Source organism: Roseomonas sp. 18066 (assembly GCF_902706185.1).
GTDB lineage: Bacteria > Pseudomonadota > Alphaproteobacteria > Acetobacterales > Acetobacteraceae > Pseudoroseomonas.
In genome coordinates this window covers 1-20,523 of sequence record NZ_CACSJM010000119.1, presented here as the reverse complement: position 1 = coordinate 20,523, position 20,523 = coordinate 1, and the positions used below count along the sequence as shown (strand labels likewise).

Below are 20,523 nucleotides of genomic sequence, written 5' to 3'. Positions count from 1 at the left end.
GCGGGGGCCGGCAGCGGGTCGCCGCCGAAGAGCGGCGGCAGGGCGACGGCGCTCGGCGCCGGCTCCGGGTCCAGCAGCGAGGGCAATTCGACGGCATGCTGGCCCGGCGCCTCGGGCGGCAGGGCGGCAGGCGCCAGGATCGGCTCCGGCAGCGGCGGCGGTGGCTCGGGCGTGAAGGCCAGGGGCGGCGGCGCGGGCGCTGGCTCCGGCGCGGCCGGCGCGCGGCTTTCCATGCTGGCCAGCAGGTCGGGCAGCATCTGCCCGGCCGGCGGCTCGTCCAGCCAGGCGGCGGTGGCCGAGGCCTCGCGCCAGGCATCGGCATTGCCCGGATCCAGCGCCACGGCCCTGGCATAGCGCTGCGCCGCCTCCGGCCGATGGCCCAGCATCTTGTGGGCATGGCCGATCTGCAGCTGCAGGTCGGCATCGTCCTGCGCCAGCGCCTCGGCGGCCAGGTAGCGGGCCAGGGCCTCGGCGATAAAGCCGGCTTCCTTCAGGCAATGGCCTTCCTGCACCATCAGCGACCAGGCCTCGGGCCGCAGCGCCACGACCCGGCCATAGAGCCGGGCGGCTTCCTGCCAGGCGGCGGCGTCGCGGCGCCGGTCGGCGGCGGCCAGCAGAACGTCGGGATCGGCTTCGTCGAGGGCAGGGTCCAGATCGGCGCTCATGGCGTCACCTCGTAAAGCAGCGCCGGAAGCGGCGCAATCGCTGCACCGCGGCGGGCGGGATCAGCACCAGGCCAGCGGCCGCGGCGCCTCGAGCAGGGCAGCGGCCTGCGGCGACCAGCCCTCGCCTTCATGCAACGCCAGCCCAGGCAGCAGCCGGTCCGGGCCGCGCCCGCCACGCCGGCCCTGGACCAGCATCCGCTTTGCCATCTGCCCGGCGCGCGGCCAAAGCGGCTGGAGGAAAACCTCGCCGCAGCGCGCGGCGCGCAGCCCGGCCGCGGCCTCGGCGAAGCGGCTGGCCGGCAGCACCAGGGTCAGGCTGCCGCGATGCGCCAGCGGCCGGGCCAGCGCCCTGGCCCAGTCGGCCAGCGACGGACCCTCGCCATGATGCGTGGCGCCGGCACGCAGCGCCTCGGGCGGGGCGCTGCCATCGGGCCAGTAGGGCGGGTTGGCGAAGGCATGGTCCAGCTGCGGCAGATCGCGCAGCAGGGTCGGGTCGGCGATGTCGCCCTCGATCACCGTCACCTGGCCAGCGAAGCCGTTCAGCGCGGCGTTCTCACGCGCCAGCGCCGCCAGGGCCGGTTCTCGTTCCACGGCGAAGACCCGAAGATCCGGCTGCCGCGCGAGCACAGACAGAAAGACAGGGCCAGCGCCGCAGCCGCCCTCCAGCACGGTCTGGCCGGCGCGGACGGGGATGGACGCGGCCAGCAGCACGGCATCCAGCCCGGCGCGCAGCCCGCCGCGCGGCTGGCGCAGCCGCACCGCGCCGCCCAGCAGCCTGTCGTCGGTGAAGCCCGCCTCGACGATCGTTGTCACGGCTTGATCTGGCCGGCCTGGCGCAGCACGGCCAGGGCCCGGGCATGGTCCTCGGTGGCCACGCCCAGCCGGCGCGGAAAGGCGCCGATACCGCCATGCAGCGCGCTGACATGGACATCGAGCTGCAGGCTGGGAATGCCGGCATCGTTCAGCAGGGCGGCCAGGAAGGAGAGGCGGATCGGGTCGGCGCTCTCGGCGACTATCCGCATCGGCGGCACACTCCAGGGACGGCGATCGGGGCGGCCCCGGGCACGGGACGCGGCGGCGGCGCCTTGCTGCCCCGGACCCCGGTGGCTATGGTGCCCGCCCCAGCACAGAGGTCAATGGCCGCGTGAGCTTTCCCGCCGCGCCGACGCGCACCGCGCCCCAGGACGCGACCCAGAATACCGTGCCCCCCCTGGCTGCCGGCGACGCGCGCCCGGATGCCGAGGATGCGCTGACCGCGCTGGTCGGCCTGGTCCGCGACGACCTGGAGGCCTGCAACCGCCTGATCATCGCGCGGATGCAGAGCCCGGTGCAACTGATCCCGCAGCTGGCGGCGCATCTGATCGCGGCCGGCGGCAAGCGCCTGCGCCCGCTGCTGACGCTGGCCGCAGCGCGGCTCTGCGGCTATCGCGGCGAGCGGCATGTGGGCCTGGCCGCCTGCGTCGAGTTCATCCACACCGCCACGCTGCTGCATGACGACGTGGTCGACGAGAGCGACCTGCGACGCGGCCAGGCCAGCGCCAATGCCGTCTTCGGCAACCAGGCCAGCGTGCTGGTGGGCGACTTTCTGTTCGCCCGCGCCTTCCAGCTGATGGTCGCCGACGGCTCGCTGGAGGTGCTCGACATCCTCTGCAGCGCCGCCGCCACCATCGCCGAGGGCGAGGTGCTGCAGCTGGTCATCCAGAACGACACCACCTCGACCGAGGCGCAGTATCTGGACGTGATCGAGGGCAAGACCGCCGCCCTCTTCGCCGCCGCGACGCGGGTCGGTGCCGTGGTCGCCGAGCGCCCCAAGGCCGAGGCCGAGGCGCTGGACAGCTATGGCCGCAACCTGGGCATTGCCTTCCAGCTGGTCGACGACGCGCTGGACTATTCGGCCGCGCAGGAGAAGCTGGGCAAGACGGTCGGCGACGATTTCCGCGAGGGCAAGATCACCCTGCCGGTGCTGCTGGCCTTCGCCCGTGGCAACGAGACCGAGCGCGGTTTCTGGCGCCGGGTGCTGGAGGAGCGCGACCAGAAGGAGAGCGACCTGGCCGAGGCGCTGACCCTGATGGGCCGCCACCGCGCCATCGAGGACACCATCCTCCGCGCCCGCCACTATGGCGACCTGGCCATCGCGGCCCTGGACGGCTTTGCCGATTGTCCGGAGAAGGCGGCGCTGACCGGCGTGGTCGAATTCTGCATCGCCCGCGCGCGCTGAATTCCGCCTTCAAACGAAGCGATGAAGGGCCGGGGCGCAAGCTCCGGCCCTTCTTGCATCGAGGCTGCCACGGCCTGGGTTTTGACTTGCCGGACCGGTCCGAGGCGGCTTATTGGTTGTGACATGTCAGCGACATGGGAATCGCTCTGTCATGTCTATCCTCACGCCGATCGAGCCGGCGCCCTCCCTGACCGAGCAGGCGGTGGCCTCGCTGCGGCGGGAAATCGTCACCACCCGCCTGCTGCCGGGCGAGACCCTGAGCGAGGCTTCGGCCGCGCAGCTGCTGGGGCTGGGCAAGGCGCCGGTGCGCGCCGCTCTGGCCCGGCTGGCCGAGGAAGGGCTGGTCCAGGCGGTGCCGCGGCGAGGCTGGATCGTCTCCCTGGTCACCATCCGCGACATCCATGAGGTCTTCGACCTGCGGCTGATGCTGGAGCCCGAGGCCGCCCGCCGTGCCGCTGGCCGGGTCGACACCGGGGAGCTCCGCCGGCTGGATGCCGTCTGCGCCTGCGGCTACCGCCCCGATGACGAGGAAAGCACCCATGCCTTCCTCGATGCCAACAAGGCCTTCCATGTCGCGGTGGCCGAGCTCTCCGGCAATGGCCGGCTGGCCCGCCAGGTCGACCGGCTGCTGGATGAGAGCACGCGCATGCTGGCGCTGGGCCTGCGCCGCCGCGACCGCACCGGCGAGATGGCGCATGAGCACCACGCGCTGATCGAGGCGCTGGCCCTCGGCCGCGCCGAGGATGCCGGCAGCATCATGCGCCAGCAGGTCGCCGCCTCGCGCGCCATGGTGCTGGCGGCGCTGACCACCCCCGAATCCGCCATGGTCCTCTGAGGAAGCTGCGCCATGTCCTTCATCGCCCCGCGCGACGCGCTGGCCGCCATGCTGGCCGATATCGCCACCGCCGCCGCGGCTGACCCGGCCGAGCGGCCTGGCCTGGTCGCCGCCGCCATCGCTGGTCATCTGGCCAGCCCGGACCTGCTGGCCGGCAAGGCCTGTCCCTGCAATCCCGACCGCTATGTCCGCCACCTGCTGCATGCCGACCCGGCCGGCGGCTATGCCGTGGTCGCGCTGGCCTGGCGCCCGGGGCAGATGAGCCCGGTGCATGCGCATCGCACTTGGTGCGCGCTCGGCGTCTATCGCGGCATGCTGACGGAAGGCTTCTACCAGGCCGATGCGGCGGGGCGGCCGGTGCAGACCGGCAGCCTGCTGCGGATGAGCGGCGCCACCAGCCATGGCCCGGCCGACCCCGACCAGATCCATCGCCTGGCCAATCTGGGCGGCTGCGACGCCATCTCGATCCACGTCTATGGCGTGGCCTTCGAGCGCTTCGGCGACGACGTGAACCTGGTCTACGCCCACTGACGCGGCAGCCGTGACGCGGACATGAAAAAGGCCCGGGGGAGGGATCCCCCGGGCCTTTCGCGTTCGAGCCTTGCGGCCGGCTTATTCCTTGCCCTGGTCCGGGGCGGCGTCGCTGTTCAGCGCGATGTACTTGGCGATGCCGATCTGCTTGATCAGCTCGAACTGGGTGTCGACGAAGTCGGCATGCTTCTCCTCGTCGATGAGGATGCGCATCATCAGGTCGCGGGAGACGAAGTCGCGAACCGCCTCGCAATGGGCGATGCCATCGCGCAGGTCGCCGATCGCCTTCTCCTCCAGCTTCTGGTCGCAGCGCAGGACCTCTTCGACGCTCTCGCCGATCAGGATCTGGTTCAGGCGCTGGACGTTCGGCAGGCCGCCGAGGAAGAGGACGCGGTTGATCAGCTCATCCGCGTGCTTCATCTCTTCGATGGATTCGGCCATCTCGTGCTTGCCGAGCTTGGTCACGCCCCAGTTGTCCAGCATGCGGGCATGCAGGAAGTACTGGTTGATGGCGGTCAGCTCGTTGGTGAGCTGGGTGTTGAGGAACTCGATGACCTTGGGGTCACGCAGCATGGTCGGCACTCCGTCCCGATTTCTCGGGGCGGAAGGTGCCGATTCTGCTCTCGCAGGTCAAGCTATTGTTTTTGCTTGATAATGCTAGTGAGAGGCGGTCTCAATTGCCGGCAGAGATCTCGCTTGCCGGGGCCGGCTGGTCGCGGATGATCGACAGCATGGTGCCGGTGCAGCAACCGCACTGCGCATTGCAGTTGCAGGCGGCATAGACCTCCTTCGGCCGGCTGGCGCCGGCGGCGATGGCGCCGCGGATCTGGGCGTCGGTCAGTCCGTTGCAGAGGCAGACATACATGCAGGGGCACCGCTCGGAAGAGGATGCCCGTTGATACCCATTCTCAATTCGAGTTGCAAGTCATTCGCACTCTCGCAACACCCGCAAAACGGCGTCGCCGTAGCGCTCCAGCTTGGTGGTACCGACGCCCGAGATCTGCCCCAGCGCATCCAGGTCGCGCGGCAGGGCGCCGGCGATCTCGGCCAGGGTCCGGTCCTGGAAGATGACATAGGAGGGCACGCCCTGCGCCGCCGCGGTCTTGCGCCGCCAGTCGCGAAGCGCTGCGAAGACCGGATCGGCCGAGGCATTGCCCAGCACCGGCAGCGCCGGCCGCGCCCGGCTGCGCCCGGCCGGGGTGAGGGGGGAGACCAGCTCCTCCCGCAGCATCACCTGCTGCTCACCCTTCAGGATCGGGCGGGCGGCCTCGGTCGGCACCAGCTCGCCATGGTTCTCGACGACGACGTCTAGCGCGCCCTGCGCCACCAGCTGGCGGGCGATGCCCTTCCAGGCGGATTCCGGCAGGTCGCGGCCGACGCCGAAGGTCGGCAGCTGGTCGTGGCCGAACTGCGTGACCTTCGGCGTGGTCTTGCCCATCAGCACGTCGATGACATGGCCGGCGCCAAAGCGCCGCCCGGTCCGCAGCACGGCCGATAGCAGCTTCTGCGCCGGCACCGTCCCGTCGAAGAGCTTCGGCGGGTTGAGACAGATGTCGCAGCGGCCGCAGGGATCGGGCGCCGCCTCGCCGAAGCAGCGCAAAAGGATCTGGCGGCGGCAGGTGGAGGCCTCGGCGATCGAGACCATGGCGTCCAGCCGCTGCCGCTCGACGCGCTTCTGCTCGTCGCTGGCGCCGCTTTCCTGGATGCGGTGCCGGGCCAGCGCGATGTCGCCGGCGCCGTAGAGCAGCAGCGCCTCGGCCGGCAGCCCGTCGCGGCCGCCGCGGCCGATCTCCTGGTACCAGCTCTCGGGACTTTTCGGCAGGTCGGTATGGGCGACGTAGCGGACGTCCGGCCGGTCGATGCCCATGCCGAAGGCGATGGTCGCCGCCATCACCACCGCGTCGCCGCGGGCGAATCGGCGATGCGCCGCGCGCTTCTCCGCCGGCTCCAGCCCGGCATGGAAGACCAGCGCGTCCTGGCCGTCGGCGCGCAGCCATTCGGCCGTCTGCTCCGCCTTGCGCCGGGTGCCGCAATAGATCAGCCCTGCGCCGCTGCTGTCGCCGGCGCGCTTGATGAAGCTGCGCAGCTGGCCGCGTTCCTGGTCGCGGGCCAGCGCGCCGATCATGATGTTCGGCCGGTCGAAGCTGGCGCGGAACAGCGGGCTGTCTTCGAGCCCGAGCTGGCGCTGGATGTCCTGCACCGTGCGCGGATCGGCGGTCGCCGTCAGCGCCAGCCGCGGCACCTCGGGGAAGCGCTCGGCCAGCATCGGCAGGGCACGGTATTCGGGCCGGAAGTGATGCCCCCACTGGCTGACGCAATGCGCCTCGTCGATGGCGAAGAGCGCGATGCGCATCTCGTCCAGCCGGGCGAGGGTGCCCTCGTTGGTCAGCCGCTCGGGCGAGACATAGAGCAGCTTCAGCTGGCCGGCGTTCAGGTCGCGCCAGACCGCCCGCGCCTCCTCCGGATCGAGCTCGGAATGCAGCGCGGCGGCGGCGACATCCTGCTGCCGCAGCGCCGCCACCTGGTCTTCCATCAGCGCGATCAGCGGCGAGACGACGACGCCGAGCCCGGGCCGGCACAGCGCCGGCACCTGGAAGCACAGGCTCTTGCCGCCGCCGGTCGGCATCAGCACGAGGCCGGAGCCGCCCGCCACGCTGTGGCGGATCACCTCCTCCTGCAGGCCGCGGAAGCCGGAATGGCCGAAGACGCGGTGCAGGACCTCGAGAGGGTCCTGCTCCGACCGGGGATCCTGGACGGTTATGGCGCCACCTGCCCGATGCGGATCTCCACCCGCCGGCTCTCGAGCGGCATCATCTCGAAGGGCACCGGGCCGCGCGGGGTGGTGCGGATGCGCGCCGGCGGCACCCCGGCCTGGCGCAGCGCCTCGGCGACATTCTCGGCCCGCGCGGCGGAGAGCGCGCGGTTGTAGGCGCGGCCGCCATCCGGATCGGCGAAGCCCAGCACGGTGACCGGGACCGCGGGCTGCGCCACCGCCTGGCGGGCGACGTCGCCGACGATGCCCTGCGCCGTCGGATCGAGCGCGGCGCTGTCCTCGGTGAAGAACACCACAGCCACGGGCGGGGCCGAGGGGGCCTCGACCATGGCGCAACCGGCCAGGAACGGCAGGGCAGTCAGGCCCAGTAGGAACACGCGGCGCATGCGCGTCGTCTCCAGTGCAAAGGGAATGCGGCATGGATGCGCGGTGCGGCCCGCCGCGTCAACCGGGCTGGCCAGCAAGGCTGACCGGCCCTAAAGCCGCGCCGTCGTCCGTCCCGCGAGGCGGACCAGTTCCAGGGAGAGGGGCGTATGGCCCAGATCGCACTCGGCATCGTTGGCTTCGGCATCATGGGGGAGCGGCTGGTCGCCACCGCCTTCCCGCATCCGGCGGTGCGGCTGTCCGGCGTCTGGGACCCGCAGCCGGCGGTGGCCGAACGGCTGGCGGCCCTGGCCCCCGGCGTGCCGCTGCTGGCCGATGCCGCGGCGGTCATCGATTCCTGCGACGCGCTCTATATCGCTTCGCCGCCGGCCGCCCATATCCCGCTGGCCCGCGCCGCCATCGCCGCCGGCCGCGCCGTGCTGCTGGAGAAGCCGCTGGCCACCGACCTGGAGGAGGCTGCGCGCTTCGTCGCCGAAGCCGAGGCTCAGGGCGCCCGGGCTGGCGTGAATTTCCCGATGGCCTCCTCGCCGGCGGTGGCCCAGCTGAACGCCTGGCGCACGGCGGGCGCGGTCGGCGCCCCGAGATCCCTGGCGATTCGCACCGATTTCGGCCGCTGGCCGCGCGGCTGGCAGCATGGCGCCGCCGGTTGGCTGGCCCGCCGCGCCGAGGGCGGCTTCACCCGCGAGGTGGTCTCCCACTTCCTCTTCCTGACCCGCCGCCAACTCGGGCCGCTGGCGCTGATCTCGGCCTCCGTCACCTATCCTGACGGCGACCTGGCCGAGATCGGCATCACGGCGGAGCTGCGCGCCGGCGGCGTGCCGGTGACCCTCGCGGGCAGCGTCGGCCGCATCGCCGAGGACGAGGCCAACAGCTGGGTGCTGGACGGCGAGGCCGGCAGCATCCGCTTGCGCAACTGGTCCTTCGCCGAGCGGCTGGAGGCGGACGGTGCCTGGCGCCCGGCCCCCGATGCCTTGCCGAACGAGGCCATGCGTCCCATGGTCCTGCAAGGCCAGATGCAGAAGCTGGCGGCGCTGACGGGCGGCGACACCGCTGCCGGCCTCGCGACATTGCGCGAAGCCCTGGAAGTGCAACAAATTGTTGAGGCGATCCTGCGAAGCTAAATCTTCGCAGCGGCGTTGCTAGGCTGCGGGAGGCAAATCCAAAACCGGTCAACCGCTTCTCTGGCCTGATGAAAGCCGCTTGATGCTGCCTGTCGAGACCGATCCTGACGCCGCCTCCCTGCCGCTCCACTGCGTGGCGGCCGCGGAACTGCCTGGCTTCCTGCAGCGACGCCCTCCGGACCAGTCCGCCTTCCTGACCGCCAGCGGCTTCGCGGCCAAGGCCGGGGAGCTGCGCCTGCTGCCGGGAGATGGCGGGCTGGCGGGGGCGGTGCTCGGTCTCGGCGCTGGGACGGAGGCTGATGAATCCCCCTGGCCCTATGGCGGGCTGGCTTTCGGCCTGCCGGAGGACAGCCTCTGGCATCTGCAGGATGCCGGGCTGCAGGCAGCGGTCGCGCTGGGCTGGTGCCTGGGTGCCTACCGCTTCAGCCGCTACCGCAAGTCGGCGCGCCGGCCGGCGCGTCTGCAACTAAAGGGCGAGTCGCAGGCGGCCCTTGCCACCGCACGCGCCATCTGGCGGGTGCGCGACCTGATCAACACCCCGGCCGCCGATCTGGGGCCGGAGGAACTGGCCGAGGCTGTCGCTGGCCTGGGCCGCGCCCATGGCGCCGAGGTCGAGATCATCGAGGGCGCGGCGCTGGCCGATGGCTTTCCCGCCATCGCTGCCGTCGGCCAGGGCAGCTATCGCCCGCCGCGCGTCGCGTTGCTGCGCTGGGGCCGGGTGGGCGACCCATTGGTCGCGCTCTGCGGCAAGGGCGTGGTCTTCGATACCGGCGGCCTGGACCTGAAAAGCGCCGAAGGCATGCGGCGCATGAAGAAGGACATGGGCGGCGCCGCCACGTTGATCGGCCTGGCGGAGCTGATCATGACCCAGGGCCTGCCGATGCGGTTGCTGCTGGCCGTGGGTTGCGTCGAGAACGCCATTTCTGACCGCGCCTTCCATCCTTCCGACGTTATTCGCACCCGGGCAGGTATCACGGTCGAGATCGGCAATACCGATGCCGAAGGCCGACTGGTCCTGGCTGATCTGTTACGATATGCCAGCGAGCAGGAGCCCGCCTGGTTGATCGACGCCGCCACCCTGACGGGGACGGCTCGTCAGGCTTTGGGCCCTGATCTTCCAGCGCTTTTCGCCAATGACGACCGGCTGGCCGAAACCCTGCTCGCGGCAGGACTGCAGGTCGCGGACCCTCTGTGGCGGATGCCGTTGCATGACGGTTACGCTTCGTGGCTCGACAGTTCGGTCGCGGATATTAACAACGTCGCCTCACGTCCAATGGCCGGTGCGGTCGTTGCTGCGTTGTTTTTGCGGAAATTTGTTCCGGAGCATATTCGATGGGGTCACCTTGATCTGTATGCATGGAATGACTCCGCGCGTCCTGGCCGGCCAGAAGGCGGCGAAGCACAAGCGATGCGGGCATTGCATGCCGGCCTAGAGAAACTGCTCTCTAGTGAGAAAGGTCCCGCGGTCGTATCGAAACCTGCACCGCGTCATACCAAATAAGACGGCATGCTGCTCGCTGGCGTTGTAGCCGGCCTTCTTCTTCACCTTTCCGGCGGCCCTCGAGTGCTGCCGGACCCGTTCTGCTAAGGGAATGCACCCCAAATGCCCGTTCATAACGCTCCCGATCAACTGATTGGCATCCTGCGGGACACAGTGGTCGCTTTGGTGCGGCGCGATGGGCACGACCTGTCGGCCCGCCAGCTGGGCGTGTTTCTGACCGTCTACATGAGCGAGGGTCCGCACACCGTGCGCGGCCTGGCCGCCGCGCTGAATGTGTCGAAGCCGGCGATCACCCGCGCCCTGGACCGCCTTGGTGAGCTCGATCTCGCCCGCCGCAAGACCGATCCTCAGGATCGCCGCAGCGTGCTGGTGCAGCGCACCGTCAAGGGCGCGACCTTCCTGCGCGAGATCCGCTCGATCATGGTTGAGGCCGACAACACCGTCCGCACCGTTGCCCCTTCCGTCCCGGCGAACACCGAGAGCGCGGCGCGCCGCGCCGGCTGACGACCCGCCACCGCCCGGTGGTGGTGGCGAGTGATATACAACCCGCGATGGCGGGGGTCCGGCAGGACCGGATCGGCAAAGCGGCCCCTCGTTTCGACGGCGGGCCGTTTTCCGTTTTTTGGAAGAAACGATGTGGTATCGGGCGCCGCCGAAACCCTGCTGCCGGGCGGTGGCGCGCGCGCAGGACCCCCGCGGGGGTCGCCACATGCTGCGGATGCTTCTAGGCTGGCGGACACGCTTTCCGCCGCCCCGGAGTGTCCTGCCATGCCCGATTCCCTGTCGATCGACCCCACCCGCCTGAAATTCGGCATCGGCCAGCCGGTTCCCCGCAACGAGGATCCGATCCTGCTGCAGGGGCAGGGGCGCTACACCGACGACCTGCAGATGCCCGGCCAGCTCTGGTGCGTCATCGTCCGCAGCCCTTACGCGCATGGCGTGCTGAACGGCATCGACACCAGCGCCGCGCTGGAGGTGCCGGGCGTCGTCGCCGCCTATACCGGCCAGGACTTGGCGGAGGCCGGCTACGGCACCTTCCGCTGCACCCTGCCGCTGCAGGGCCTGGCCAATATCGAGCGGCCGGTGCTGGCCCTCGACAAGGTGCGCTTCGTTGGCGACCCGATCGCCTTCGTCGTCGCCGAGACGCGCGATGCCGCCCGCGACGGCGCCGAGGCCATCTTCCCCGACATCGACCCGCTGCCGGCGGTGACCGAGGCCTCGGCCGCCGCCGCCGCCGATGCGCCGCAGCTCTACGACCACCTGCCGGGCAACCAGGTGCTGGACTTCCATTTCGGCGACGCGGCCAAGGTAGAAGCGGCCTTCGCCGGCGCCGCCCATGTCGCCCGCCTGTCGTTGCGCAACAACCGCGTCGTGGTCTGCGCCATGGAGCCGCGCAGCGCCATCGGCGAATACGATGCGGAAAGCGGCCGCTACACGCTGAATGTCGGCTGCCAGGGCGTCTTCGGTCTGCGCGCCTCGCTGGCCAACGACCTGCTGAAGGTGCCGGTCGAGAAGGTGCATGTGCTGACCGGCCATGTTGGCGGCAGCTTCGGCATGAAGGCCTCGGTCTATCCGGAATATATCTGCCTGCTGCACGCGGCCAAGGCGCTTGGCCGGCCGGTCAAGTGGACCGATGAGCGGACCGGCAGCTTCCTCTCCGACATGCATGGCCGCGACCATGAGGTGGAGGGGGCGCTGGCCCTCGATGCCGAGGGTCGCTTCCTCGCCGTCCGCCTGACCAGCTTCGCCAACATGGGCGGCTACCTCGCCAATGTCGGGCCGCTGATGGGCACGATGAACTTCGTGCGCAACGTGCAGAGCAACTACACCACGCCGCTCATCGAGGTCGCCACCCGCTGCCTGGTGACCAACACCACGCCGATCGCCGCCTATCGCGGTGCCGGCCGCCCCGAGGGCAACTACTTCATGGAGCGGCTGATCGAGACGGCCGCCGCCGAGATGGGCATCGACCCCATCGCGCTCCGACGCCGCAACCACATCCGCCCCGATCAGCTGCCCTATGCCGCCGCCTCCGGCACCAGCTACGACAGCGGCGAATTCTCCTCCCTGCTCGAGCGCGCCATGCAGGAGGCGGATTGGAACGGCTATGCCGCGCGCAAGGCCGCCAGCGCCGAGCGCGGCCTGCTGCGCGGCCGTGGCGTCGGCAATTTCCTCGAATGCACCGCCCCCCCGGCCAAGGAGATGGGCGGCATCCGCTTCGAGGCCGATGGCGCCGTCACCATCATCACGGGCACGCTGGACTACGGCCAGGGCCATTGGACGCCCTTCGCCCAGGTGCTGCACCAGACGCTGGGCGTGCCCTTCGACCGCATCCGCCTGCTGCAGGGCGATTCCGACCAGCTGATCACCGGCGGCGGCACCGGTGGCTCCAAGTCGCTGATGGCCTCTGGCGCCGCCATCATCGAGGCCTCGGCCAAGGTGGTGGAGAAGGCCCGCGCCGCCGCCGCCCATCTGCTGGAGGCCGCCGAGGCCGACCTTGATTTCGAGCCGCATGCCGAGGGCGGCGCCCGCTTCCTCATCGCCGGCACCGACCGCGGCGTCGGGCTGATGGAGCTCGCCGCCCGCCTGCGCCAGGCCACCGGCCTGCCCGAAGGCGTGCCCGTCAGCCTGGATGTGCAGCACATCTTCCAGGAAGCGCCGATGGCCTTCCCCAATGGCTGCCACATCACCGAGGTCGAGATCGACCCGGAAACCGGCACCGTGCATTTCGACCGGTATGTCACGGTCAACGACTTCGGCGTCATCGTGAACCCGCTGATGGTGGAAGGCCAGGCGCATGGCGGCATCGTCCAGGGCATCGGCCAGGCGCTGATGGAGCGTGTCTCCTACAGCGAGGACGGCCAGCTCCTCTCTGGCTCCTATTCCGACTACGCCCTGCCGCGCGCCTCCGACGTGCCGAGCTTCCACTTCGCCAGCCATGCCGTGCCGGCCAAGACCAACCCGCTCGGCGCCAAGGGCTGCGGCGAGGCGGGCTGCGCCGGCTCGCTGCCCGCGGTGATGAACGCCGTGGTCGATGCGCTCTCGGCCCGCGGCGTCACCCATATCAACATGCCGGCGACGCCCGAGGTCATCTGGCGCGCCCTCAACCCCGCCTGACACACGATCCAGCCTGAAACGACAAGGAAGCAAGAATGCCCAATCCGCCGATCGGCTTCGCCCCCGGGATCAGCCTCGCCCTCGCCTCCCGCATCGGCGAGGTCGCCCTGGCCAAGGGCCGCGAGCTCGGCCTGGCGCCGCTGACCGTCGTGGTGCTCGACCAGGCGGCGCAGCCGAAGCTGCTGCTGCGCGAGGACGGCGCCAGCCTGCTGCGCCCCGAGATCGCGACCGGCAAGGCCTTCGGCGCCATGGCCCTGGGCTTCGGCGGGCGCGAGCTCGCCCGCCGCGCGGCCAAGATGCCGGGCTTCATGAACGCTTTCTCTGATCTCTGTGGGGGGCGTGCGGTGCCGGTGCCTGGCGGTGTTCTCGTGCGGGATGCGCAGGGGACCGTGCTGGGGGCTGTCGGCATCTCCGGTGACGCCTCGGACAAGGACGAAGCCTGTGCGGTCGCGGGGATCGAGGCGGTTGGGCTGGTCGCGGATACCGGGGATCCTGAGTAAGCAAAGCAAGGCCGGGGGAAGGAATTCCCCCGGACCCCCATCTTCTTTCTGACTATTGGCGGCCGAGGCCGAGCTCCTGCAATAGCCGCTGGTTCTCCCGGCTCTCGGCCTGGAAACGCTCCTGGAAGGCACGGCCGCTCAGAAAAGCCGGCACGCTATTCAGGCGCTCCGCGGCGACGCGGAAGCCCTCGCTTTTCACCGCCACCTCGCAGGCCTGCTCCAGCACCTTGGCCGCCGCCTCGGGCAGGCCCGCCGGCGCGATCAGCCCGCCCGCCGAACTGCCCAGCACCGGCAAGCCCAGCTCCTGCGTCGTCGGCACCTGCGGCAGGTTGGGCAGCCGGCTGGCGCCGAACACCGCCAGCACCGGCAGGCCGGTGGCGGCCGGGATCGACGGGCTCTCGACGAAGGCCATGATCTGCCCGCCCATCGCCGCCTGGCTCATCGGCCCGGCGCCGGTGAAGGGCACATGCAGCCCGTCGGTCTTCGCCAGCCGCAACAGCGCTGCCAGCAGGATATGCTGCGTGCTGCCCTGGCCCGGGGTGCCGAAGACCAGCGCCTCCTGCCCGCTGCGCGCGGTCTTCAGCATCCCCGCCATGTCCTGGAACGGCGCGTTGCGGCCGCCCACCAGCACCTGCGGATTGTCATAGACCAGGCAGATGTAGCGGAAGCTGTCGACGCCATAGGTCAGCTGCTGCAGATGCGGCTGCGCCGTCAGCGGATTGTTCGGGGACAGCGCGATCGTGTAGCCATCCGGCCGGGCGCGGGCGAGCTCGGCATCGCCGATCGCCCCCGCCGCGCCGCCGCGATTGACGATCACCACCGTCTGCGACAGCGCCTTGGACAGCTCCGTCTGCAGCGCCCGCCCCATCAGGTCGGTGTTGCCGCCCGGCGGATAGGGCACGATCATCTGGATGGTGCGGCTCGGATAGGCATCCTGCGCGGCCGCGGCGCCGGCCATGCCGAGCGCCGCCGCCATCATGGCCAGGCAGCGCCCGGCCTTCGCGATCCTGGACATCTTTTTGTTTTCTCCCTGAAGCGCGGCGGGGCTTACCCGCCGGCGCGAACAGGGGGCGGCATGAAGCCCACCGGCAGCATCAGCCGATTCTCCTGGAACTCCAGGTAGCCGGCCTCGGCGCTCTTCTCGAGATAGGCGATCCAGTCCGGGTCGGCCTGCATGGCGGCGCGCTTGGTCGCGCGGTCGGCGGCGTCGGCATAGGCCCAGATATGGACATAGGTGTTCACATTGCCGCTTTCCGTGGTCAGGAAGGCGACCGGCTGGCCCAGATGCTTGGTCTGCGGCGCCTTGCCATAGGCCTCGTAGATCGCGAGGTGCTTCTTCAGCGTGCCCGGACGGCAAATGTAGGTGCGGTGGTCGATGAGCATGATCTGTCCTCCCTGACGGAAGTCAGCATGGGCGGCGCGGCCCTGGTCGGCAAGCCGTCCCGGGATCGGAACGGCCCGCCTGGGGACTGTCAGGCCGCCGCCGGCACCGGCCGCGGATCGCGGATCGGCAGGTGGATCAGCGCCGCGAAGACCGCCGCCAGGATGCCGATCATCCACATCAGGTCGTAGCTGCCGGTGCGGTCGAAGATCAGCCCGCCGAGGTAGGCGCCGGTGAAACCGCCGACCTGGTGGCCGAGGAAGACCATGCCGAAGATGGTCGCCAGCCAGCGCGTGCCGAAGTTGCGGGCGCAGAGCGCGACCGTCGGCGGCACCGTCGACAGCCACAGCACCCCCATCACCGCCGAGAAGGCCAGCACCGTCGCCGTCGTCTTCGGCGCGACGAAGAACACCGCCATCAGCACCGCGCGGCCGGCATAGATCAGCACCAGCAGCTCCCGCCGCCGCCATTTCTGCGTCAGCTCCCCCGAGGCCAGCGAGCCGACCACGTTGAACAGCCCGATCAGGCTGATGGCGCCGGCGCCGACGAAGCTCGGCAGGTGGCAGCTGGCGACGAAGCCGGGCAGGTGCACCGACAGGAAGCTGACATGCAGCCCGCAGACGAAGAAGCCGAAGAACAGGCACCAGAAGGAGCTGCTGCGCAGCGCCCGCTTCACCGCCGCCCCGGCGCTTTCCTCGGCCGCCTGGCCATGCCGCAGCACCGGCGGCGCCGGCCGGTCCTGCAGCGGCAGGGCCAGCGGGATCATCAGCAGCGCGGCGCCGGCCATCAGGAGCAGCGCGCTCTGCCAGCCGAAGCCGGCAATGCCGAGCCCGGCCAGCGGCACGACGAGGAACTGCCCGAAGGAGGAGCCGGCGGTGCCCAGCCCGGTTGCCCGCCCGCGCTGGCTCTCCGGCAGCAGCCGGGTCATGCTGGCCATGATCACCGGCATGCCGGCCGCCGAGACGGCGACGCCCATGACGAGGCCTGCGAAGAAGGTGAATTGCGGCAGCCCGTCCGACAGGGCCATGCCCAACGTGCCCAGGGCATAGAGCCCGGCGCCGCCCATGATGACGACGCGCCCGCCCAGCCGGTCGGCGATCTGTCCGCAGATCGGCTGCGAGATGCCGTTGACCAGCACCTGCAGCGCGATGGCCAGGGCGAAGCCGCTGGCGCTCCAGCCATTGGCCGCGGTCATCGGCGCCAGGAACAGGCCGAAGGACTGCCGCAGCCCCATGGCCAGCGCCGCCGTCAGCACGGCGCCGATCACTAGGATCATCATGGGCGAGACGCGCCGGCCGGTATCGGCGGCGGGCGAGGGGGGCGGGGCGGACATTGCGGATTTCCTCCAGCCGCGCCGGCATGCCGCGCGGGGGAGGAGAATGCGGAGCCGCCGTCGCCGAGGCAAGCCCGCCGCGCGCATGCCCGGGGGCATTGTCCCCTCGCCGAAAGCATGGGAAGGGGGCGAATGCTCCGCGCCCTGTATGACCGCGTCCTCCGACTCGCCGCGCATCGCCATGCCGAGCGCTGGCTGGCCGCCGTCTCCTTCGCGGAGAGCAGCGTCTTCCCCATCCCGCCCGACGCCATGCTGCTGCCGATGTGCCTGGCGCGGCCGGACCGCGCCTTCCGCTACGCCGCCATCTGCACCATCGCCTCGGTGCTCGGCGGGCTGCTCGGCTACGGCATCGGCTATTTCCTGTTCGAGGCGGTGGCGCAGCCGATCCTCGTCGCCTATGGCCATGCCCAGGCGCTGGAGACCTTCCGCGCCTGGTTCGACCGCTGGGGCGCGGCGGTGATCCTGATCAAGGGGCTGACGCCGATCCCCTACAAGATCGTCACCATCGCCGCCGGCGCCGCCGCCTTCGACCCCTGGATCTTCCTGGTCGCCAGCATCGTCACCCGGGGCCTGCGTTTCTTCCTGCTGGCGGCGCTGCTGCGGCGCTACGGCACCCCGGTGCGCGCCTTCGTGGAAAAGCGTCTGACGCTGATCACCACCCTGGTCGCCCTCGCCATCGTCGCCGGCTTCGCGGCGCTGAAGCTGCTCTGAGGCGAGGGCGGCCGCCCGACGCCTCAGAGCCGTGTCGTCAGCCCAGCGCGGCCACCGCCTCCTTCACCGCCTTGGCATGGCCCGGCACCTTCACCTTGCGCCAGATCCGCGCGACCTTGCCCTCGGCGTCGACCAGGAAGGTCGCCCGCTCCATGCCCATGTAGGTCTTCCCGTACATCGATTTCTCGACCCAGGTGCCATAGGCCTCGGCCACCTGCTTCTCGGCATCCGAGGCCAGCGGGAAGGTCAGGTCGTGCTTCTTGGCGAATTTCTCGATTGGGCCCATCGGGTCGGGCGAGACGCCGATCACCTGCACCCCCGTCGCGCCGAGAGCCGGCAACGCTTCCTGGAAGTCGCAGGCCTCCGTGGTGCAGCCGGGGGTGTCGGCCTTGGGGTAGAAATACAGCACGAAGGGCGCGCCCTTCAGCGCCGCCAGCGAGACGCGGCGGCCACCGCTGGCCGGCAGGTCGAAATCCGGCGCCGCGGCGCCCTCGGCAATGCTGCTCATGCTGCTCCTCCGGTCAGCGGGCCCAGGCGGCGCTCGAAGATGGCGCGCACCTGGCCGGCCTGCTCTCGCATCTGCTGGCGCAACGCCGCCACGTCAACCGCCGCCTGGCCCAGCAAAGGCGCGGTCGCCCGCAGCATCGCCGCGGCGGTGGCCGCCGGCAGCGCCTCCTGCTTCCAGGGGCCGAGCGTCAGCCGCAGCAGGCCCAGCATGGTCCGCCACAGCCGGTCGGCGCCGATCAGCAGCTCCGCCTCCTCGGGCGGCAGCAGCCCGGCGCGGCCGAGCTTGCCCAGCGCCAGCCGGGTGGTCGGCGCCAGGATGGTCGGGTGGCGCTTGGCATGGGCCAGCTGCAGCGCCTGGGCGATGAACTCCACCTCGATCATGCCGCCGGGCATGGCCTTGATGTCCCAGGGCCCGTCGGCCGGCAGCTCGCGCAGCATGCGGGCGCGCATGGCCACCGCATCGGCGATGGCGGCCTCCCCGGCATGGCTGATGATGGCGTTGCGCACGGCGCTGCCGATGCGGCGGCGCAGCCCTGGGGGGCCTGCGACGCAGCGCGCGCGGGTCAGCGCCATGCGCTCCCAGGTCCAGGCATCCTCGGCATGGTAGCGCAGGAAGGAGGAGAGCGAGGTCGCGACCGGGCCCTTGTTGCCGGTCGGCCGCAGCCGCATGTCGACCTCGTAGAGCTTGCCCTCGGCGCCGGGCGCGGTGATGGCGGCGACCATCTGCTGCGCCAGCCGGCCGTAATAGGTGCTGACCGGCAGGCTGCGCGGCCCGCCGGCGCTTTCCGACACCGCCTCTGGATGGTCGTAGATCAGCACCAGGTCGAGGTCGGAGCCCGGCAGCATCTCCTGCCCGCCCAGCTTGCCCAGCGCCACCACCGCCAGCGACCCGCCCTTGACCTTGCCGAAGCGGGCGGTGAATTCACTGGCGACATGGGGCAGCAGGGCGGCGATGGCGGCGTCCGCCAGGGCGCTGCGGGCGGCGCCGGCGGCATCGGCGTCGATCGCGGCCTCGAGCCCGGCGGCATCGATCTCGAACTTGCCTTCCGTCACCAGGCGGCGGGCGCCGTCCAGCGCCTCCTCGAAATGCCGCGCCTCCTTCAGCAGCGCCGGCAGCACCGCGGCGGCGCCACCCGGGCCGCTGCCGGCCAGCAACCCTTCGAGCGAGGCGGGGTTGAGCGCGAGATGGTTGGCGAGGGCGGGCGCTGCGCCCAGAATGCCGGCGACGCGCTGCAGCAGCGCCGGGTTGCGCTGGAACAGGGAGAACATATGCACGCCGGCCGGCATCTGGGTCAGCACCGCATCGAAGCGCGCCAGCGCCGCATCCGGCTCCCGCTGCCGGGTGAAGGCGGCCAGCAGCGCCGGCATCAGCAGGGTCAGCAATTCGCGGGCCCGCTCGCTGCGGGTGGCACGCGGCCGGCCATGCAGCCAGCCGCGCAGCATGGCGGCGATGCTGGTCGGGCTGGCGAAGCCCATCTGGCCCAGCACCTCCAGGGTCTCCGGATCGTCGCGGGTGCCGGAGAAGCGCAGCGACAGGCTGGCGGCCTCGTCGCCGGCGGGCAGGCCGAGCGCCGGCTCGCGCTCGAACATCTGCGCGTAATGCTGCTCCACCCGGTTCAGGTGGCCGGTAAGCCGGGCGGCGAATTCCGCGGTGCCGGCGAAGCCCATGAAGCTGGCGATGCGGGCCAGGCCTTCCTCATCCTCCGGCAGGCGCTGGGTCTGGCGGTCGGCCACCATCTGCAGCCGGTGCTCGACATCGCGCAGGAAGACATAGGCATCGGCGAGATCCGCCGCCGCCCGGCGGTCGATGCGGCCGGCCCCGGCCAGCGCCGCCAGGGCGCCCAGGGTCGTCGGGTCGCGCAGCCCTGGGTCGCGCCCGGCCCAGATCAGCTGCAGCACCTGGGTGGTGAACTCGATCTCGCGGATGCCGCCACGACCCAGCTTCACGTCATGCCCGGCGACCTGCACCTGGGCATGCGCGCCGCGCCCGCCATGCGCCGCATGGATCTGCCGCTTGATGGCGTGGATATCGGCGATCATCGCGAAGTCGAGGTGCCGGCGCCAGACGAAGGGGCGGATCTCGGTCAGGAAGCTGTCGCCCAGCGCGCGGTCGCCGCCGACCGGCCGCGCCTTGATCATCGCCGCCCGCTCCCAGTTCTGCCCCATCGATTCGTAGTAGGAGATGGCGGTCGGGATGCCGACCGCCAGCGGGGTCGCCGCCGGGTCGGGGCGCAGCCGCAGGTCGGTGCGGAAGACATAGCCGCCGGCGGTGCGCTCCTCCATGAGCTTGACCAGGTCGCGCGCGATCCGGACATAGATGCTGCCCGCGCGTTCCGCCTCGATGGCGGCGGCCAGCGGGTCGAAGAGCACCATGAGGTCGATATCCGAGGAATAATTCAGCTCGCCCCCGCCGAGCTTGCCCATCCCCAGCACCACCAGGCCGGATCCGCGCGCCACGCCGCGCGGGTCGCGGACGCCGCCGCGTGGCAGCCGCAGCTCGCCGCGCGCCGCCGCCTCGCGCAGCAGATGCGCGCAGGCATAGTCGATGGCGGCCTCGGCCAGGCTCGACAGCGCGCCGGTGACCCGGTCGAGCTGCCATTGCCCGGACAGGTCGGCAGCAGCGATCAGCAGCGCCGCCTGGCGCTTGGCCTGGCGCAGCAGGGCGGCCACCGCCGTCCGCGGCGCATCCGGATCGGCGCGGCCCAGGGGGTCGAGGGCCAGGGCGAAGGCTTCCTCCGCGCCGCGTTCGGCAAAGCGCAGCAGCGTGGCGCTCTCGCGCTCGGCGAGATCGGCCAGGTACGGGCTGTGGCCGCCCAGCGCGCCCAACAGCGCGATGCCGGCCGGGCTTTCGGCATAGGCGCGTTCGCCGCTGCCGCGCTGGGCGAAGGCCTCGACCAGCCGGGCGGCGGCGGCGCGGTCATAAGGGGCGGGCAGGGCGGCGGGCAG

General features: G+C 71.1%; 20 protein-coding genes and 1 pseudogene. 9 read left to right on the top strand and 12 right to left on the bottom strand.

Going from position 1 to position 20,523, the window contains the following annotated elements:
* From GVN67_RS21350 to GVN67_RS21340, 3 genes and pseudogenes are all read right to left on the bottom strand, one after another.
* Nucleotides 1-665 (bottom strand): annotated as a pseudogene (locus GVN67_RS21350) (hypothetical protein); the annotation flags it as partial.
* Nucleotides 666-725: 60 nt separating this feature from the next.
* The gene (locus tag GVN67_RS21345; RefSeq protein ID WP_159999352.1) at nt 726-1,478 is read right to left on the bottom strand and encodes a tRNA1(Val) (adenine(37)-N6)-methyltransferase; all 753 of its coding nucleotides are present in this window, start codon (nt 1,476-1,478) and stop codon (nt 726-728) included.
* On the bottom strand, nt 1,475-1,687 hold the full coding sequence (locus GVN67_RS21340; protein ID WP_159999351.1) for a DUF2007 domain-containing protein: 213 nt from the start codon (nt 1,685-1,687) through the stop codon (nt 1,475-1,477). The genes GVN67_RS21345 and GVN67_RS21340 overlap by 4 nt, the downstream gene beginning before the upstream one ends.
* A gap of 179 nt (nt 1,688-1,866) precedes the next feature.
* Between GVN67_RS21340 and GVN67_RS21335 the strand changes: the two genes are divergently transcribed.
* From GVN67_RS21335 to GVN67_RS21325, 3 genes are all read left to right on the top strand, one after another.
* On the top strand, nt 1,867-2,883 hold the full coding sequence (locus GVN67_RS21335; protein WP_408906360.1) for a polyprenyl synthetase family protein: 1,017 nt from the start codon (nt 1,867-1,869) through the stop codon (nt 2,881-2,883).
* 151 nt (nt 2,884-3,034) lie between these two features.
* Nucleotides 3,035-3,718: a GntR family transcriptional regulator gene (locus GVN67_RS21330; protein ID WP_159999349.1), complete on the top strand. Its 684-nt coding sequence runs from the start codon at nt 3,035-3,037 to the stop codon at nt 3,716-3,718.
* A 12-nt stretch (nt 3,719-3,730) separates the two neighbouring features.
* The gene (locus GVN67_RS21325) at nt 3,731-4,249 is read left to right on the top strand and encodes a cysteine dioxygenase family protein (protein ID WP_159999348.1); all 519 of its coding nucleotides are present in this window, start codon (nt 3,731-3,733) and stop codon (nt 4,247-4,249) included.
* An 81-nt stretch (nt 4,250-4,330) separates the two neighbouring features.
* Here the strand turns inward: GVN67_RS21325 and bfr are convergent, their stop codons facing one another.
* The 4 genes from bfr to GVN67_RS21305 all read right to left on the bottom strand — a co-directional run bounded on the left by bfr (nt 4,331) and on the right by GVN67_RS21305 (nt 7,408).
* On the bottom strand, nt 4,331-4,822 hold the full coding sequence (gene bfr / locus GVN67_RS21320; protein WP_159999347.1) for a bacterioferritin: 492 nt from the start codon (nt 4,820-4,822) through the stop codon (nt 4,331-4,333).
* Between the two features lie 100 nt (nt 4,823-4,922).
* Nucleotides 4,923-5,114, bottom strand: coding sequence for a bacterioferritin-associated ferredoxin (locus GVN67_RS21315; RefSeq protein WP_159999346.1), 192 nt, complete (start codon nt 5,112-5,114; stop codon nt 4,923-4,925).
* 60 nt (nt 5,115-5,174) lie between these two features.
* The gene (gene recQ, locus GVN67_RS21310; protein ID WP_159999353.1) at nt 5,175-7,010 is read right to left on the bottom strand and encodes a DNA helicase RecQ; all 1,836 of its coding nucleotides are present in this window, start codon (nt 7,008-7,010) and stop codon (nt 5,175-5,177) included.
* Nucleotides 7,007-7,408: an OmpA family protein gene (locus GVN67_RS21305; RefSeq protein WP_159999345.1), complete on the bottom strand. Its 402-nt coding sequence runs from the start codon at nt 7,406-7,408 to the stop codon at nt 7,007-7,009. The genes recQ and GVN67_RS21305 overlap by 4 nt, the downstream gene beginning before the upstream one ends.
* Nucleotides 7,409-7,555: 147 nt before the next feature.
* Here GVN67_RS21305 and GVN67_RS21300 point away from each other — a divergent pair, with 147 nt between their 5' ends.
* The 5 genes from GVN67_RS21300 to GVN67_RS21280 all read left to right on the top strand — a co-directional run bounded on the left by GVN67_RS21300 (nt 7,556) and on the right by GVN67_RS21280 (nt 13,645).
* Nucleotides 7,556-8,527, top strand: coding sequence for a Gfo/Idh/MocA family protein (locus tag GVN67_RS21300; protein ID WP_159999344.1), 972 nt, complete (start codon nt 7,556-7,558; stop codon nt 8,525-8,527).
* An 82-nt stretch (nt 8,528-8,609) separates the two neighbouring features.
* Complete coding sequence (locus GVN67_RS21295; protein ID WP_159999343.1) at nt 8,610-10,028, top strand: M17 family metallopeptidase; 1,419 nt, start codon at nt 8,610-8,612, stop codon at nt 10,026-10,028.
* Between the two features lie 102 nt (nt 10,029-10,130).
* Nucleotides 10,131-10,532, top strand: a complete 402-nt coding sequence (locus tag GVN67_RS21290; RefSeq protein WP_159999342.1) for a MarR family winged helix-turn-helix transcriptional regulator — start codon at nt 10,131-10,133, stop codon at nt 10,530-10,532.
* A gap of 264 nt (nt 10,533-10,796) precedes the next feature.
* Nucleotides 10,797-13,145: a xanthine dehydrogenase family protein molybdopterin-binding subunit gene (locus GVN67_RS21285; RefSeq protein WP_159999341.1), complete on the top strand. Its 2,349-nt coding sequence runs from the start codon at nt 10,797-10,799 to the stop codon at nt 13,143-13,145.
* A 35-nt stretch (nt 13,146-13,180) separates the two neighbouring features.
* On the top strand, nt 13,181-13,645 hold the full coding sequence (locus tag GVN67_RS21280) for a heme-binding protein (RefSeq protein ID WP_159999340.1): 465 nt from the start codon (nt 13,181-13,183) through the stop codon (nt 13,643-13,645).
* A gap of 52 nt (nt 13,646-13,697) precedes the next feature.
* Here GVN67_RS21280 and GVN67_RS21275 read toward each other — a convergent pair whose 3' ends face one another.
* From GVN67_RS21275 to GVN67_RS21265, 3 genes are all read right to left on the bottom strand, one after another.
* Nucleotides 13,698-14,660, bottom strand: coding sequence for a tripartite tricarboxylate transporter substrate binding protein (locus GVN67_RS21275; RefSeq protein ID WP_159999339.1), 963 nt, complete (start codon nt 14,658-14,660; stop codon nt 13,698-13,700).
* Nucleotides 14,661-14,692: 32 nt separating this feature from the next.
* Nucleotides 14,693-15,028 (bottom strand): NIPSNAP family protein, encoded by a 336-nt coding sequence (locus tag GVN67_RS21270; protein ID WP_159999338.1) that lies wholly within the window; start codon nt 15,026-15,028, stop codon nt 14,693-14,695.
* 89 nt (nt 15,029-15,117) lie between these two features.
* The gene (locus tag GVN67_RS21265) at nt 15,118-16,359 is read right to left on the bottom strand and encodes an MFS transporter (RefSeq protein ID WP_159999337.1); all 1,242 of its coding nucleotides are present in this window, start codon (nt 16,357-16,359) and stop codon (nt 15,118-15,120) included.
* 132 nt (nt 16,360-16,491) lie between these two features.
* On the opposite strand from GVN67_RS21265, the gene GVN67_RS21260 reads away from it, so the two are divergent.
* Entirely contained in the window at nt 16,492-17,070 is a 579-nt protein-coding gene (locus GVN67_RS21260) for a YqaA family protein (protein ID WP_159999336.1), read from the top strand.
* Nucleotides 17,071-17,107: 37 nt separating this feature from the next.
* Here GVN67_RS21260 and bcp read toward each other — a convergent pair whose 3' ends face one another.
* Entirely contained in the window at nt 17,108-17,578 is a 471-nt protein-coding gene (gene bcp / locus GVN67_RS21255; protein ID WP_159999335.1) for a thioredoxin-dependent thiol peroxidase, read from the bottom strand.
* The gene (locus tag GVN67_RS21250; RefSeq protein ID WP_159999334.1) at nt 17,575-20,523 is read right to left on the bottom strand and encodes a bifunctional [glutamine synthetase] adenylyltransferase/[glutamine synthetase]-adenylyl-L-tyrosine phosphorylase; all 2,949 of its coding nucleotides are present in this window, start codon (nt 20,521-20,523) and stop codon (nt 17,575-17,577) included. The genes bcp and GVN67_RS21250 overlap by 4 nt, the downstream gene beginning before the upstream one ends.

Coding starts and splice junctions, on each gene's coding strand:
- GVN67_RS21340 (WP_159999351.1), bottom strand. CDS start 1,687: ATGCGGATAGTCGCCGAGAGCGCCGACCCGATCCGCCTCTCCTTCCTG.
- GVN67_RS21330 (WP_159999349.1), top strand. CDS start 3,035: ATGTCTATCCTCACGCCGATCGAGCCGGCGCCCTCCCTGACCGAGCAG.
- GVN67_RS21325 (WP_159999348.1), top strand. CDS start 3,731: ATGTCCTTCATCGCCCCGCGCGACGCGCTGGCCGCCATGCTGGCCGAT.
- bfr (WP_159999347.1), bottom strand. CDS start 4,822: ATGCTGCGTGACCCCAAGGTCATCGAGTTCCTCAACACCCAGCTCACC.
- GVN67_RS21315 (WP_159999346.1), bottom strand. CDS start 5,114: ATGTATGTCTGCCTCTGCAACGGACTGACCGACGCCCAGATCCGCGGC.
- GVN67_RS21305 (WP_159999345.1), bottom strand. CDS start 7,408: ATGCGCCGCGTGTTCCTACTGGGCCTGACTGCCCTGCCGTTCCTGGCC.
- GVN67_RS21300 (WP_159999344.1), top strand. CDS start 7,556: ATGGCCCAGATCGCACTCGGCATCGTTGGCTTCGGCATCATGGGGGAG.
- GVN67_RS21295 (WP_159999343.1), top strand. CDS start 8,610: ATGCTGCCTGTCGAGACCGATCCTGACGCCGCCTCCCTGCCGCTCCAC.
- GVN67_RS21290 (WP_159999342.1), top strand. CDS start 10,131: ATGCCCGTTCATAACGCTCCCGATCAACTGATTGGCATCCTGCGGGAC.
- GVN67_RS21285 (WP_159999341.1), top strand. CDS start 10,797: ATGCCCGATTCCCTGTCGATCGACCCCACCCGCCTGAAATTCGGCATC.
- GVN67_RS21280 (WP_159999340.1), top strand. CDS start 13,181: ATGCCCAATCCGCCGATCGGCTTCGCCCCCGGGATCAGCCTCGCCCTC.
- GVN67_RS21275 (WP_159999339.1), bottom strand. CDS start 14,660: ATGTCCAGGATCGCGAAGGCCGGGCGCTGCCTGGCCATGATGGCGGCG.
- GVN67_RS21270 (WP_159999338.1), bottom strand. CDS start 15,028: ATGCTCATCGACCACCGCACCTACATTTGCCGTCCGGGCACGCTGAAG.
- GVN67_RS21265 (WP_159999337.1), bottom strand. CDS start 16,359: ATGTCCGCCCCGCCCCCCTCGCCCGCCGCCGATACCGGCCGGCGCGTC.
- GVN67_RS21260 (WP_159999336.1), top strand. CDS start 16,492: ATGCTCCGCGCCCTGTATGACCGCGTCCTCCGACTCGCCGCGCATCGC.
- bcp (WP_159999335.1), bottom strand. CDS start 17,578: ATGAGCAGCATTGCCGAGGGCGCCGCGGCGCCGGATTTCGACCTGCCG.